Source organism: Pseudoduganella sp. jia 12 (genome assembly GCF_055502675.1).
The window spans coordinates 1-14,462 of the sequence record NZ_JBUXKP010000013.1 but is presented as its reverse complement, the minus strand read 5'-3'; the positions used below and the strand labels follow the sequence as shown (position 1 = coordinate 14,462).

At 63.5% G+C, this 14,462-nt stretch carries 10 protein-coding genes and 1 pseudogene; 4 read left to right on the top strand and 7 right to left on the bottom strand.

The genetic code is table 11. From position 1 onward, the window contains the following. Positions 1-16: 16 nt before the first annotated feature. The 5 genes from ACY65G_RS25005 to ACY65G_RS24985 all read right to left on the bottom strand — a co-directional run bounded on the left by ACY65G_RS25005 (position 17) and on the right by ACY65G_RS24985 (position 5,165). The gene (locus ACY65G_RS25005; protein WP_464999994.1) at positions 17-1,408 is read right to left on the bottom strand and encodes an ATP-binding protein; all 1,392 of its coding nucleotides are present in this window, start codon (positions 1,406-1,408) and stop codon (positions 17-19) included. Then, positions 1,405-2,064, bottom strand: a complete 660-nt coding sequence (locus ACY65G_RS25000) for a response regulator (RefSeq protein WP_464999993.1) — start codon at positions 2,062-2,064, stop codon at positions 1,405-1,407. The genes ACY65G_RS25005 and ACY65G_RS25000 overlap by 4 nt, the downstream gene beginning before the upstream one ends. Positions 2,065-2,097: 33 nt before the next feature. Continuing rightward, positions 2,098-3,573 carry a Do family serine endopeptidase gene (locus ACY65G_RS24995; protein ID WP_464999992.1) on the bottom strand — a complete coding sequence of 492 codons (1,476 nt, stop codon included), beginning with the start codon at positions 3,571-3,573 and terminating at the stop codon, positions 2,098-2,100. Between the two features lie 540 nt (positions 3,574-4,113). Then, positions 4,114-4,566, bottom strand: coding sequence for an Hsp20 family protein (locus ACY65G_RS24990; RefSeq protein ID WP_464999991.1), 453 nt, complete (start codon positions 4,564-4,566; stop codon positions 4,114-4,116). Between the two features lie 143 nt (positions 4,567-4,709). Beyond that, positions 4,710-5,165, bottom strand: a complete 456-nt coding sequence (locus ACY65G_RS24985) for an Hsp20 family protein (RefSeq protein ID WP_464999990.1) — start codon at positions 5,163-5,165, stop codon at positions 4,710-4,712. Positions 5,166-5,380: 215 nt separating this feature from the next. On the opposite strand from ACY65G_RS24985, the gene ACY65G_RS24980 reads away from it, so the two are divergent. Together ACY65G_RS24980 and ACY65G_RS24975 are read left to right on the top strand one after the other, a co-directional pair. Then, entirely contained in the window at positions 5,381-7,288 is a 1,908-nt protein-coding gene (locus tag ACY65G_RS24980; RefSeq protein ID WP_464999989.1) for a M61 family metallopeptidase, read from the top strand. A gap of 94 nt (positions 7,289-7,382) precedes the next feature. Continuing rightward, a complete protein-coding gene (locus tag ACY65G_RS24975) occupies positions 7,383-8,024 on the top strand; it encodes a glutathione S-transferase family protein (protein ID WP_464999988.1) in 642 nt (213 codons plus the stop codon). 4 nt (positions 8,025-8,028) lie between these two features. Here ACY65G_RS24975 and ACY65G_RS24970 read toward each other — a convergent pair whose 3' ends face one another. After that, entirely contained in the window at positions 8,029-8,790 is a 762-nt protein-coding gene (locus ACY65G_RS24970; RefSeq protein WP_464999987.1) for an alpha/beta hydrolase family protein, read from the bottom strand. A gap of 133 nt (positions 8,791-8,923) precedes the next feature. Then, complete coding sequence (locus tag ACY65G_RS24965; RefSeq protein WP_464999986.1) at positions 8,924-11,245, bottom strand: TonB-dependent receptor domain-containing protein; 2,322 nt, start codon at positions 11,243-11,245, stop codon at positions 8,924-8,926. Positions 11,246-11,562: 317 nt separating this feature from the next. Between ACY65G_RS24965 and ACY65G_RS24960 the strand changes: the two genes are divergently transcribed. After that, positions 11,563-12,297 carry a PEP-CTERM sorting domain-containing protein gene (locus ACY65G_RS24960; protein WP_464999985.1) on the top strand — a complete coding sequence of 245 codons (735 nt, stop codon included), beginning with the start codon at positions 11,563-11,565 and terminating at the stop codon, positions 12,295-12,297. 979 nt (positions 12,298-13,276) lie between these two features. Continuing rightward, positions 13,277-14,454, top strand: a pseudogene (locus ACY65G_RS24955) (IS3 family transposase). Positions 14,455-14,462: the final 8 nt, after the last annotated feature.

Genomic DNA, 14,462 nt, shown 5'->3' with positions numbered 1-14,462 from the left:
ATTCTAGCGCACGGGGTCAGGCAGCGGACTTTGCCAGCGGCACTTTCGTTGTCGCGGTTTTCGTGCCGGCGCCGGCGCCGGGGAATGTCACCCGCACCAGCAGGCCGCCCAGCCGTTCGGAAGCATCGAGCGCCAGCGTGGCGCCGTGCCGCTCGGCGATGGCCTTGATGATCGCGAGCCCCAGGCCGCTGCCCGTGGCCGTGCTGCCGGGCACGCGGTAGAAGCGGCTGAACACGCGCTCGCGTTCTTCCGGCGAGATGCCGGGGCCGCTGTCCTCGACGACCAGTTCGGCGCCCTTTCCGGTATGCCGCACCGACACGTCGACGGTACCGCCAGCGGGCGTGTACTTGATGGCGTTGTCGACCAGGTTGCGCAGCAGCACGCGCAACGCGTCGGCCTGGCCCTGGATGGTTTCGGCCGTCGCTTCATGCATGCCCAGGTCGATCTGGCGCGCCTGCGCGGCGCCCACCATGTCGCCCAGCGTGCGCCGGGCCAGTTCGGCCAGGTCCACGGGGTCCAGCTTCGGCTCGGCCGCTTCCTGCCGCGCCAGCACCAGCAGCTGTTCCACGAGGCGCGTCGCGCGTTCGATGCCGGCCGTCAGCCGCCCGACCGCCACCTTGCGCGCCTCCGCGTCCTCGGCGCGGTCCAGGCTGAGCACCTGCAGCTTCAGCGCGGCCAGCGGCGAGCGCAGCTCGTGCGCGGCATCGGCCACGAAGTGCTGCTGCGCGTCGAACGCCGTGCGCACGCGGCCGAACAGCAGGTTCAGCTCGTGCACCAGCGGCTTCACTTCGTCCGGCAGGTCGGCCTCGGAAACGGGCGACAAATCGTCTGCCTGGCGCGACGCCACCTGGCGGCGCACGCGCGCCACGGGTGCCAGCGAGCCGCTCACGACCCACCACACCACCAGCATCAGCATGGGCGCCATCAGCGCGATCGGGCCCACGGTGCGCAGCGCCAGCGCGCCGGCCATGCGCTTCCTGACCGACATGTCCTGCGCGATCTGCACGGTCTGGTTACTGGTCTGCACCGAGAACACGCGGTACGTGGTGCCCTTCGCCTTCACGTTGGAAAAGCCCAGCACCGCGCGCTGCGGCAGCTCGGCGCGGGAGATCGAGCGGAACACCTGGATGCCGTCCGGCGTCCACACCTGCACCACCATGTCGTCGTTGCCGGGGTCGGCGCTGGGGCTGCTGTGCGAATTGGCCAGCGGCGCGCCGGAGCGCAGCGCCAGCGCCATCTGCTGCATGTGGTAGTCGAAGATCTGGTCCGCGTCGTGCAGCGCGCTGCGGTAGGCGATCATGGCCTGCGCCAGCGCGGCCATGGTGATCGCCGCCAGCAGGAACCACAGCAGGCGGCCACGCAGCGAGTGCGTGTTCACCTTGACGCGGTAGACCTTCGGCACCTTCATGCTTTCGGCACCATGTAGCCGAGGCCGCGCACGTTCTGGATCAGTTCCGCGCCCAGCTTCTTGCGCAGGCCGTGGATGTAGACCTCGACGGCATTGCTGTTGACTTCATCCTTCCAGCTGTACAGCTTTTCCTCGAGCTGGGCGCGCGACAGCACGATGCCGGGCCGCGCGATCAGCGCCTCCAGCACGGCCCATTCGCGGGCAGACAGGTTGACCTGTACGCCACCGGCGATCACCTCGCGCGTCTGCGGATTGATCGACACGCCCTTGTGCTCGAACACGGGTTCGGCGCGGCCGGCCGAACGGCGCAGCAGCGCGCGGATGCGGGCCAGCAGCTCGTCGAGGTCGTAGGGCTTGAGCACGTAATCGTCGGCGCCGGCATCGAGGCCGGCGATGCGCTGCTCGACGGCGTCGCGCGCCGTGGCCACCAGCACCGGCGTCAGCTCCTTGCGCAGACGCATCGAGCGCAGCACCTCGAGCCCGTCCTTGCGCGGCAGGCCCAGGTCCAGCAGCACCAGGTCGTAGGTCTGGGTCTGCAGCGCGGTGTCGGCCATGTCGCCGTCCTTTACCCAGTCGACCGCATAGTGCTCGGCGCGCAGCAGGTCGAGCACCACCTCGCCGATCATCACATCATCTTCCACGAGCAGCAGTCGCATGTCGTTATCCTTTTCTGGTTCAAGCGGCGCAGTTTATCCCAATCGCACGGGAATAAAAATGCGTTCCTCGCCGCGCTGGATCAGCAGCGCCACGGACTTCGACGATTTCGCCACCACGTCGCGCACCTGCTCGACCGAGTTGACCGGCCGGCCGTTCACGGACAGCAGCACGTCGCCCGGCTGCAGGCCGGCGTTGGCGGCCGCGCCACCGGCCCGTTCGATGACCAGGCCGGCGGCCAGCCCGACCGCCTGCTTTTCCAGCGGGTCGAGCGGGCGCAGGGCCAGGCCCAGGCGCGATTTCGCCGCCGGTTCGTCGTCGTTCACGGTGGCCAGCGAACGCTCGCTGGCATTGCCCAGCTTGCCCGCCAGCGCAACGGCCTTGCCCTCGCGCCAGACATCGAGCGCCACCTTGTCGCCCGGCTTGGCCAGCGCCACATAGGCCGACAGTTCGCCGGAACCGACGATCTTCTGGCCGTTGATCGAACGCACCACGTCGCCCGGCTTCAGGCCCGCCTGCTCGGCGGCACTGCCCTTTTCCACGTTGACGATCAGCGCGCCTTCCGGCGACGGCAGATCGAAGGAATCGGCAAAGCTCTGGTCCACTTCCTGCGCCACCACGCCCAGCTTCGCGTGCACGACCTTGCCGGTGGTGACGATCTGCTCCTGGATGCGCTGCGCCACGTCGATCGGGATCGCGAACGACAGGCCCTGGTAGCCGCCGGTCTGGCTGTAGATCTGCGAATTGATGCCGACCACTTCGCCCTTCGTGTTGAACAGCGGGCCGCCCGAATTGCCGGGGTTGACCGCCACGTCGGTCTGGATGAACGGCACGCTGCCATCGTCCAGCGCGCGGCCCTTGGCGCTGACCACGCCTGCCGTCACGGTATTTTCCAGGCCGAACGGCGAGCCGATCGCCAGCACCCATTCGCCCACCTTCGTGTCCATCGACCGGCCCAGCGGCACCACGGGCAGGTTCTTCGCGTCGATCTTCAGCACGGCCACGTCGGTTTTCGGGTCGGAGCCGAGCACCTTGGCGCGGAATTCGCGGCGGTCCGTCAGCTTCACGGTCACTTCGCTGGCATCGCGCACCACGTGGGCGTTGGTGAGGATCAGGCCATCGCTGCTGACGATGAAGCCGGAGCCCACGCCATGGCTCGGCGCCTCGCGCCCGCCGCGCTGCGGGCCTTGCGGGCCCTGGAAGCGGCGGAAGAATTCAAAGAACGGATCGTCGGCGAACGGTTCGCCGCGGTTGTCGTAGGCCGCCTTCACGCTGCCGGTCGTGCTGATATTGACGACGGCCGGGCCATTGCGCGACGCGATCACCGAAAAATCGGGCAGCGCGATCATTGGCGCCGGCGTCGGCGCCGGGGCGCCCGCGGCGGCATTGGCCGGCACGGCGGGTGCCGGCGTGGCGGCGACGACCGGTGATTCATGGTTTCCCTGCACTGCGATGGCCGCGCCTGCGCCCAGTACGCCCACCGCGCACAGGGCCAGGACCAGGCGTTTCATGTTCAGAACCTTGTCCTTGCTCATGTCTGTACTCCCTGCTGTATTAAATTCGATGATAGCAATATGAGGTCAACAGCTTATACGCTCCTTAACCAAGCCACCAGGAGGCGCTCATGGCTGCGTTGCGGCGCCTTGCCGTGCGGAAGAGCACTGTCTGCGGCGCCGCGCCTTGCCCTGAGCGCTCCTGATGGCTTGGCGACGGTGGCGCTCATACAAAAGCAACGAGGCGGCCATGGCTGCGTTGCGGCGCCTTGCCCTGGCCACTCCTGATGGCCTGGCGACCGTGGCGCTCACGCTGTCAGGGGACTGACCCCGGTTTTGTTGATATGTCGACTGCGCAGGCGAAAAACCGGGGTCAGTCCCCTCGATACGATCACGACAGAGCGTCGCGCCAACACTTACCGGGGACAGACCCCTGCGACGCTGCCGCCATTTGCAACCTCATCTGTCTGCGGCGCCGCGAACGCAAAAAGGCCGGGTCGCCCCGGCCTTTGTACCACTCGGAAGCGGGCCGGGGCCCGCGCATGCTATGCCAATGCCTTACGCGGCGTCGCGCTTCTGTTCCAGCGCGGTGACGTTATTGGTCACGCCGTCGATCGCGATCTTGCGCGGCCGGAACGCTTCCGGCACTTCACGGACCAGGTCGATCGTCAGCATGCCGTTGTCGAACCCGGCGCCGGTGACCTTCACATGGTCGGCCAGCTGGAAGCGCTGCTCGAAATCGCGGGCCGCGATACCGCGGTGCAGGAAGGTGCGCTCCACGGCGTCCTTCTGCTTGCGGCCGGTGATCACCAGCGAATCGCGCTCGGTATTGATGTCCAGCTCGGAGCGGTCGAAACCGGCCAGCGCCATCACGATGCGGTATTTGTCTTCGGCCACCAGTTCCACGTTATACGGCGGATAGGTGGGGGCCTCGGCGGCGTTCAGCTGATTGGCCAGGCGGTCGATGCCGATGGCGGTACGGTACAGGGGGGTCAGGTCAAAAGTACGCATGATGTATCCTTTCAATAAGCGATATCGGTGCGGTCCCCAGAGGGCAACCGCGGTACATGATTGAATGATTCGGTTCAACAATTCGTTATGTGGCGGGCTGCTGCCTGCCAGGGCCCGCCGGGTAGCGGGCCCGAGCCGGGTGCTTAAGCCGCGGCGCGCGATTGCTCGATCGCGGGGGCACTCTCGGTGCTGCTGCCGATCTCGATCTTGCGGGGCTTCAGCGCCTCGGGCACTTCACGCACCAGGTCGATCGTCAGCATGCCGTTCTGGAACGACGCGCCGGTGACCTTCACGTGGTTGGCCAGCTGGAAGCGCTGCTCGAAGTCGCGGGCGGCAATGCCACGGTGCAGGAACGTGCGTTCCACCGTGTCTTTCTGCTTGCGGCCAGTGATGTGCAGCGTGTCGCGCTCGCTGGTGATGTCGATTTCCGAACGGTCGAAACCGGCCAGCGCCATCACGATGCGGTACTGGTCCTCGGACACGAGCTCGATGTTATACGGGGGATAGCTGGGCTGGGATTCAGCGCTGTTCAGCATCTGGGCCAGGCGGTCGAAGCCGATGGCGGTACGGTACAGCGGAGTCAGGTCAAAAGTACGCATGATGGATATCCTTTCAAAGTTAAGCGATATCGAGCTGTCCTTCGTGGTCAGCTCTTCGTCGGCCCCCTGCTGGGCAACCGATGTACCCAATATACGGCGGGCCACAAAGGTTTCAAGGGGGCTTTTTTGAAAATTTTTGGTTTTACATTCTGAAACAATTCAAATTTCCCACGTGCTACACTCGACCGCTTGGACCAACCCCTGACCATGAGCCGATGACCCTGACATTGCCCCTGCGCGCAGCGATCCTGCCAGCGCTGTTTGCTTCAACCTTGTTCGTCAACTCCGCCAGCGCCGATCCGCTGCCCGCCTCGCTGGACCAGCCCTACCCCGGCACGATCCAGATGAAGATCGATGCCTCCGATACCGCCCGCAACATCTTCCGCATCCAGCAGTCGATCCCCGTGAAACCGGGCAAGCTGACCTTGCTGTATCCGCAATGGGTGACGGCCCAGCATGGCCCCACGGGCGCGCTGCACCAGCTCGCCGGCCTGAAGGTCTCGGCGAACGGCAAGCCGGTGCCGTGGAAGCGCGATCCGCTGAACGTGTTCGCCTTCCAGGTGGACGTGCCGCAGGGCGCGAAGACCCTCGACGTGGAATACCAGCACCTGTCGCCGAACGAAACCGGCCAGGGCCGCATCGCGGTGACGCAGGACATCCTCGGCATCCAGTGGCAATCGATGACGATGTACCCGGCCGGCTACCACGTGCGCCGCATCCCGATCCAGACCACGCTGACCCTGCCCGCCGGCTGGCAATACGGCACGGCGCTGGAAACGGCCTCGCGCCAGGGCGACGAAGTGAAGTTCAAGACGACCGATCTGGAAACGTTCATCGATTCGCCGCTGTTCGCCGGCCGCCACTTCAAGCAGATCGACCTGGACCCGGGCGCGAAACTGCCGGTGCGCCTGAACATCGTGGCCGACACGCCGGAAGCGCTGGAAGCGAAGCCTGAACAGATCGCCCCGCACCGCGAGATGGTAAAGCAGGCCTACAAACTGTTCGATTCGCAGCACTACGCGCACTACGATTTCCTGTTCGCGCTGTCGGACGAATTCGGCGGCGTGGGCCGCGAGCACCACCAGTCCAGCGAGAACGGCGTGAAGGCCAATTACTTCACCGAGTGGAACAAGACGGAAGCCGTGCGCACCCTGCTGCCGCATGAATTCACGCACTCGTGGAACGGCAAGTTCCGCCGCCCGAAAGGCCAGGACGTGCCGAACTTCAATACCCCGCTGGACAACAACCTGCTGTGGGTCTACGAAGGCCAGACGCAGTACTGGGGCCAGGTACTCACCGCCCGTTCCGGCCTGGCGCAGCAGGCCAGCGTGCGCGACATGATCGCCAACATGGCGGCCACGTATTCGAACGTGCAGGGCCGCAGCTGGCGCCCGGTGGTGGACACGACGAACGACCCGATCATCAGCCAGCGCCGCCCGCAGGTATGGCCGAACTGGCAGCGCAGCGAGGACTACTACTCCGAAGGCGCGCTGATCTGGCTGGACGTCGACACGAAGATCCGCGAACTGTCGGGCGAAAAACGCTCGCTGGACGATTTCGCCCGCGTGTTCTTCGGCGTGGACAACGGCGTGATCCAGGCGAAGCACTACACGTTCGACGATGTGGTCAAGGCGCTGAACGGCGTGCAGGCGTTCGACTGGGCACCGTTCCTCAAGAAACGCGTCGAGGAAACCGGCCCTGCCCCGCTGGACGGCCTGGCGCGCGCCGGCTGGAAGCTCGTCTACGCCGACAAGCAGACCGACTTCCTGAAGGGCGTGGAAGACATGAGCAAGACCGCGAACTTCCAGTACTCGCTGGGCTTCTCGGTGGGCAGCGACGGCAAGATCGTCGCCATCGTGTGGGATGGCCCGGGCTTCAAGGCGGGCCTGTCCGGCAATACCACGCTGGTGGCCGTGAACGGCCGCGCCTACAAGCCGGAACTGCTGCGCACTGCCGTCACGGCGGCCACGAAGGACAGCAAGCCGATCGACCTGCTGGTCAAGCGCGGCAACGACTACCGCACCGTCTCGCTCGACTACCACGGCGGCCTGAAGTACCCGCGCCTGGAGCGCATCGAGGGCACGCCGGACCGCCTGCAATCGATCCTGCAGCCGCGCAAATAAGCCGGGCCATGGCACGAGCGGGCGCACCTCCTTCGCGGGATGTGCGCCCGTTTTTTTTCAGTCACGCTACAGTGTTTTTCTATTGGAGACGCCGATGATCACACTGCATACCTGGACCACCCCGAACGGCCGCAAGCCCCTCATCCTGCTGGAAGAACTGGGCGTGCCCTATGAAACCGTGCCTGTCGATATCGGCAATGGCCAGCAGTTCGAGCCCGGGTTCCTGAAGATCGCGCCGAACAACAAGATTCCCGCGATGGTTGACGACAATGCGGACGATGACGCCGATGGCGGCCCGCTGTCGCTGTTCGAAAGCGGCGCGATCCTCACCTACCTGGCGGACAAGCACGGCAAGTTCCTGGCCCCATCCGGCGCGGCGCGCTGGCAGGCGACGCAATGGCTGCACTGGCAGATCGGCGGCCTGGGCCCGATGCTGGGCCAGCTGGGTTTCTTTTCGAAGCAGGACGACGCGTTCGCGCTGGATCGCTTCATCAAGGAAGCGGAGCGGCTGCTGACCGTGCTCGACACGCAACTGGCCGCATCGCAATATGTGGCCGGCGACGAGTACACGATCGCCGACATCGCCTGCTACCCGTGGATCATGGCGGCGAGCGAGCGCCTGCAGGAGCCGCTGGCCGGCGCGCTGGGCAAGCCGAACCTGCAGCGCTGGCTCGGGCTGGTTGGTGCGCGGCCGGCCGTGCAGGCGGGCATGAAATGGAAGCCGCGCGGCGCGTGAGCTGTCAATCTCTCAGGTAGCGTTCGCTCCAGGCGGCGATCAGGTTGGCCACGTAGACCGCATCGTCGCGTTTCGTCAGCAGGTGGTCGGCCGTGTCGAGCGAAATATAGCTTTTCGGATGCTTCGCCGCCACGAAGATGTTCATCGCGTTCTCGATGCCGACAGTCGTGTCGCCCGGCGCATGCATCACCAGCAGCGCCTTGCGCAGTGCGCCGATCTTGTCCTTCAGCCTGTGTTCGGCCACGTCGTCGAGGAACTGCTTGCGGATGCGGAACGGCCGCCCGGCCAGCTGCACTTCGGCCTCCCCTTCCGCCGTGATCGTATCGATGTGATCGCGGAACAGGTGCACCACGTGCGATGGATCGCTGGGCGCGGCGATCGTTACCACCGCCTGCGCTTCCGGCACCAGCCCTGCCACCGCCAGCGTGGCCGCGCCCCCCAGGCTATGGCCGATCAGCAGGCGCGGCGCCGCGAACTGCTCGCGCAGGTAGCTCGCAGCGGCCAATAAATCTTCCACGTTCGACGAGAAATTGGTGTTGGCGAACTCCCCTTCGCTGGCGCCCAGGCCCGTGAAGTCGAAGCGCAGCACGGCGATGCCGTGGTCGGTCAGCGCCTGGGCGATGCGGCTGGCCGCGAAGACGTCCTTGCCGCACGTGAAGCAGTGGGCGAACAGCGCATAGGCGCGGGCCGGGCCGTCCGGCGCGTCGAGGCGGGCTGCCAGGCTGTTGCCGTTGGCGCCCGGGAAATCGAGTCGTTGTGCGCGCATGAGGGTCTCCGCAGCTGATCGTGGTGTCGATGCCGCTACTGTGCACGTGAAGCCCCGGCCGGACAAGGCTTGCCACCTCTCTCCTTTGACAGAGGTGGCATGCAATGGCCTGCCCGATGGGCGCTATCGATCGTCAGAACACATGCCGCACGCCAAAGGCGATGCTGCGCCCCCGCAGCGGCGTCTGGTTCTTCACGAAAGAGGTGTGGACGAAGGCCAGTTCGTCCGTGAGGTTATTGCCTCGCGCGTAGAGTTCCACCGACTTGCGCGAGCCCATGTCGAACCGGTAGGCCACGGTCGCATTGACCATGTTGTAGCCTGCCGTTTCGGTTTCATAGGTGGCGATGCGGCTCTGGCCGAACGTGCGCGACACTTCGAGGTCGGCCGAGAGCGGCCCCCAGCTGCGCTCGTAGCGTGCGCCGAGACGGCCGCGGGGAATACGCGGCAGGTGATCGTCCCCGCGCTTCATCCGGGCATGGACATGGTCGCCGAACACGGTGATGCGCGAAGCGGGCGTGACCTGGTAGCCGACCTGCCCATCGATGCCGGCGAAGCGCACATCGGCTGCCGTGTACGCCAGGAAGTTGTGCGCAATACCGCTTTCCTTTTCGGTCTCGATCCATTTTGCAAACACGTAGTCGCCGACATCCTGGTAGAACACGCCGACCTCGAATTCGAGCGGACCGCCTTTCTTGCGCAATGTCAGGTCGATCGAATCGGTGGACTCGAGCACCTCCCCGGCGGAGCGCCTGCTTTCCTTGAAGACCGGGTTATCCACCGCAAGCCCGATTTCATAGCTGTTGGTCGCGAGATTGTTACCACGGGCGTAGAGTTCGCGTACGTTCGGCGCGCGCTCGGTATGGCCGAGCGAAAGCCCCACCGAGTACCCTTGCCCCATGTTCCAGGTACCGCCCAGCGAAGCCGAGAAGGGATTGTGCTTCGTGGCGGGATTTCTCGTTCGGTAATTGTCGACGTAGTCGGACTCGATGATGCGCCGCCAGTCGCTCCCATACCACTCCGTATACATCGCTTCATACTCGGGCGTCATGGTAGTCAGGAACCGGGGCGCCGGCGCGCGCATGTCGCGCCAATCCTTGCGCACCGCGAATTCGAACTCCACCGCACCGAAGGAACGGCGCTCGCTCAGGAACAGGCCGACATTCCTGGTGAGGTGATGGTAAGGCGGGACAAATCCATAGGCATTTTCCGGAAACGGCACATGCAGGTCTTCGACATTGATGCCACTGAAGGTGCCATCCGTATAGTGCGCGCCCAACGTGCCGGTGAAGCCCAGCACGGGCCGGTGGGTCAGCTCGAGACGTCCATCCGAGACTTTATTGGTATAGCGCGTGAACAGCATGGCGCCATCGATCTCGTCATGCGCATAGTTCGTATGGGACAGGCGCAAGCGTGCATGGGAAAAACCCGGCAGCGGATCGGCATGATCCGCGCGGATATCGACCCGGTCGCTGCGCAGCCTGATATACGCGGTATGGCTGTCGGGGGAGCCGAATGGATCGTCGAACCCGCCGTGGGCCATGCAATGCAGGTCCAGGCCATGCGTATGGCACACGCCGTTCAGGTGGCTGTGGCCCGGTAGCCCATAGTTGCTTTTCATGCGCGTGAAGGCGGCGCCGATGTAACCCTTCGGCGTGATCCAGGACGCGCCGAAGGAATAGCTCGTATTCTCGGCAAAGGAATCGGGCAACGCATCCGCGCCATAGGCGCCCGGCACATCGTAATTGCCGGCATGTCGGCGCACACCTTCGGCATGGATCGCGAACCGGCCCATGCTGGCGGTAACGCGACCAACGGCCGTCTTCTCGTTGTCGCCGGTGCCGTAGCGCACTTCGGTCGCACCGGCCAGTCCGCCGGTTGGCAGCCTGGTCGGCACTTTGCTGTCGATCAGGTTGACCGCGCCATTGACCGCGTTCCCGCCATAGCGGATAGCGGCCGGGCCACGGATGACCTCGATCGCGTCGAGCAGCAGCGGGTCGGTCGTCACCGCGTGATCCGGAGACACCGAGGAAACGTCGAACAGGGTCGCGCCATCGCTCAGGATCTCGACGCGCGGCAGGGTCTGCCCACGGATGACGGGGCGCGACGCGCCGCCGCCAAAGTTATCCAGGTGAATGCCCGGCAAGCCGGCAAGCGTCTCGCCAAGCCCGCCTTGCCGACGATGCACCAGCTCGTCGCCGGACAACGTCTGCGAAGGCGTGATCGCCGGCCAGCCTTCCATGCCCCGGCTTGCGGTGATGGTGACCGTGTTGCCGATGCCACCCGGTGCGACTTGCGCATCGGTCTCCATTGCCTGGGCCCACAGGACAGTCGGCATCACTGCAAGAACAGCGGCGGCGTCCCTCATCGCGGGTCTCTTCTTCATATTTTTTCCTGTTTTTGATTGATCGATGCCATGGCGAGTGCGGTATCGGCACGACGCTGGATTCCCCAGCATGGCTCACTTATAGTAATGATAAATCATTATCAATAGAAAATGTAGCGCTGGCAAGGGCGTATCAGACGATTGCTGGTGGTGGCATCAGGCATGCCGCGTCGCTGGTGTTATTGCCTTGGAATGTCCAAATTCCACACGGCACTTTGTTACAAAACAGTCATCGAACGTCTTTGACACGAAGTAACACGCCGTCGAGAATGACCGGCGTATCCCTTAAGTAAAAATTAAGTGTCGGCGCCTTGCCCGAGCGCCGGCTGGCCGCGCTTACCCTGCGCCGGCGCAGCGATACGAGGTCCATTCAACGCACAAGGACGACCATGAAGAAGACTTTGACGATGTTGTTGTTGGCCACGCTCCAGGCCACCGCCGCTGCCGCCGGCAGCACGGTGACCTTCTCGAACGGCGAGGAAGGCTGGTATGGCCTGCAACCGCTGGACGGCAATGGCGGTTCCGCCATCGATCCCTCGCTCGGCAATGGCGCACCGGCGCTGCGCACCCAGATGGAAAATTTCGGCGTGGCCTGGACTACCCGCAGCAACACGGACTTCGTGCGCGACTATACGCAGATGGGCAGCGTGACCTTCGGCATCGACGTATCGGCGCAAAGCGTCTACTTCTTCAACCGCGAAGTCACGCGCGACCTGGTGCTGGAACTGCGCGACTACGACAACATGACCAACGGCCTGCCCTATACGAGCGTCTGGGTCAAGGTCGGCACGCTCGATGCCAGCCAGCCCGGCTGGCAGCACCTGTCGGTCACCATCGACGACACGTCGGCCACCGCGCTGCCGGCCGGCTGGGGCGGCTACGGTGCGGAAGACAGCACCGGCATGCCCTACCTGCCTTCGAACCGCACCTTCGCCAGCGTGCTGGCCGGTGTCGACGAAGTGGCGTTCACCACCTATGTGCCGGGCATGGTGTTCGGCTATACCTATTTCGACGTTGCCGTCGACAATATCTCGATCAGTGCGGTGCCGGAGCCGGGACAGGGCGTGATGCTGCTGGCTGGACTGGCTGGCATCGGCGCCCTGGCGCGCCGCCGGCGCCGCTGACGGCAGCGGTGGCGAACCTGCGATAGTTTCGACAGCCAATGAAAATGGCGCCCGTTGTAACGGGCGCCATTTTGCAAGAGAGCAGATAAAAAACACTCTAATCGGTCGATTTGTATCCGTCCTTGGGGGCGCGTTGTTTTCCGATCTCTACCCCCGGGGCATGCATCGAAAATGCACTTCGGCCGACGCATAGGTCCCGAGCCCAGAGTCTTGACCGGTGCTACTGACCGGGGCCATGGCTCGGTTCTTCTCTGCACCGAACTTTCCAGCCTCCTGATACAGACGGGCCTTGACCGCGCTTCCGGAAAAGTCGGTGAATTTCCCGAGGCTGCCGATCATGTATTGGTCTGGCCCAATCTGCACACCTCCCTCTGTACCGGTAGTTGCACACCCGCTAAACGCGAGTATCGTTACAACGCCACACAAGCCGAAACTCTTCACGCTAATATCCGCCCTGGTAAATGGTTTATATCGCTTTTCAAATAATCGTGTTCACCAAGCGCCGCAATGGTTTTCTTTACTGGCCAGACACAGTATTCGACCTTGTCAAAGTGCACCAGACCCAGCGTGCGCGCCTTAGGTGCTGCGGTGTTTACCGTCCATCGCTACGCGATCAAGTATGCAAAACTGGGAGTAAGCGCTACAGGGCCAGACGGCCCCTCCGACTGACCTTCGATATCGCAATCCTTTCTTGGGCAAGCGGCGACGGCGCGACCTTTGTCACTAAGACCAACCTGTGTAATATCGAGACCATGTACAGGGCACCGGCCTTCCTCCAACCGCTTAAACCGGTCATCCTTATTCTGCTTTTTCATCATTGTTTTGAGGTAGCCCCCTGAATCGCCGGACATGGTCTATGCGCTATTCTTACGACTAGGAATAGGTCTATGCATATGACTAACAAGAACAAGCAAGTTGTAGTGGTCTAATGTCCCCGGACACCTCGATAGGTGGATAATTCACCTTCGAAGGAGTTTACATGATCAGGCAGCGCCGCAATTTCGATCCCAGCTTCAAGCTGGAGGTCGTCCGAATGATCACAGAACAAGGCCTTAGCATTTCGCACGTCAGCCAGACGATGGACATTGGCGTGAGTTCGATCCGTCGGTGGATGGAGCAATACGGTGCCGAGCAAAATGGCCAGCCAGGTATCGGCAAGCCATTGACGGCTGAGCAGCAGCGTATTCGTCAGCTGGAGCAGGAAAACCGTCAGCTTCGTAGCGATGTAGACGTTTTAAAAAAGGCATCGGCCTTCTTTGCCCGCGAGCTCAAGTGAGCTACCGGCTCGTCGACGAGCTGCAAACGAAGGCCGTACCTGTTGCACAAACATGCCGTCTACTGGGCGTGAGCCGGGCCGGATTTTATGAAGCCAAGCGCCGCGCCGTTGCACCGATCTTTTGCCAAGCGAGCGTGCATCTGCGTGCCGCGTTCATGGGCAGCGGTCAAAGTTACGGCAGCCGCCGCCTGGTTACGGCGCTGGCAAATAGCGGCCTGCAGATCGGGCGTTACAAGGTACGCCGGCTGATGCAAGAAGCCAGCCTGAAGCCAGTCTGGAAGCGCAAGTTCGTGCACACGACCGATAGCAAGCATGCCTTGCCGATTGCGCCGAACGTGCTTGCCAGGCAGTTCAACCCGCCAGCGCCGAATCTGGCTTATGTGTCCGATATCACGTATATCCGCACTGGCGCCGGCTGGCTGTACTTGGCTATCGTGCTCGACCTATTCTCGCGCAGAGTCGTGGGCTGGGCGATGGCGCCGAGCATGCCGGCTACCTTGGTCTGCGATGCCTTACGCATGGCGATCCAGGCACGCCGGCCAGTTTAGGGATTAATCGTTCATTCAGACCGCGGCAGCCAATATGCGAGTGAGCAGTACCAGACCCTGCTGAGTGCACATAGCTTCGTCTGCAGCATGAGCCGTAAGGGCAATTGCTGGGATAACGCGGTTGCTGAACGATTTTTCCTGAACCTGAAGATGGAGCGCGTCTGGCAGCGCAATTACGCGAACCATGCAGAGGCCAAGCTTGACGTGGCTGATTACATTGCCGGCTTTTATAACAGCGAGCGCCTGAATTCTGTATTGGGCAATCTGCCGCCCAGCGTCTACGAACGCAAAATGGCAGAGAAAGAACTTATCGTCGTGTCCGGGATTACTTGACCACTACA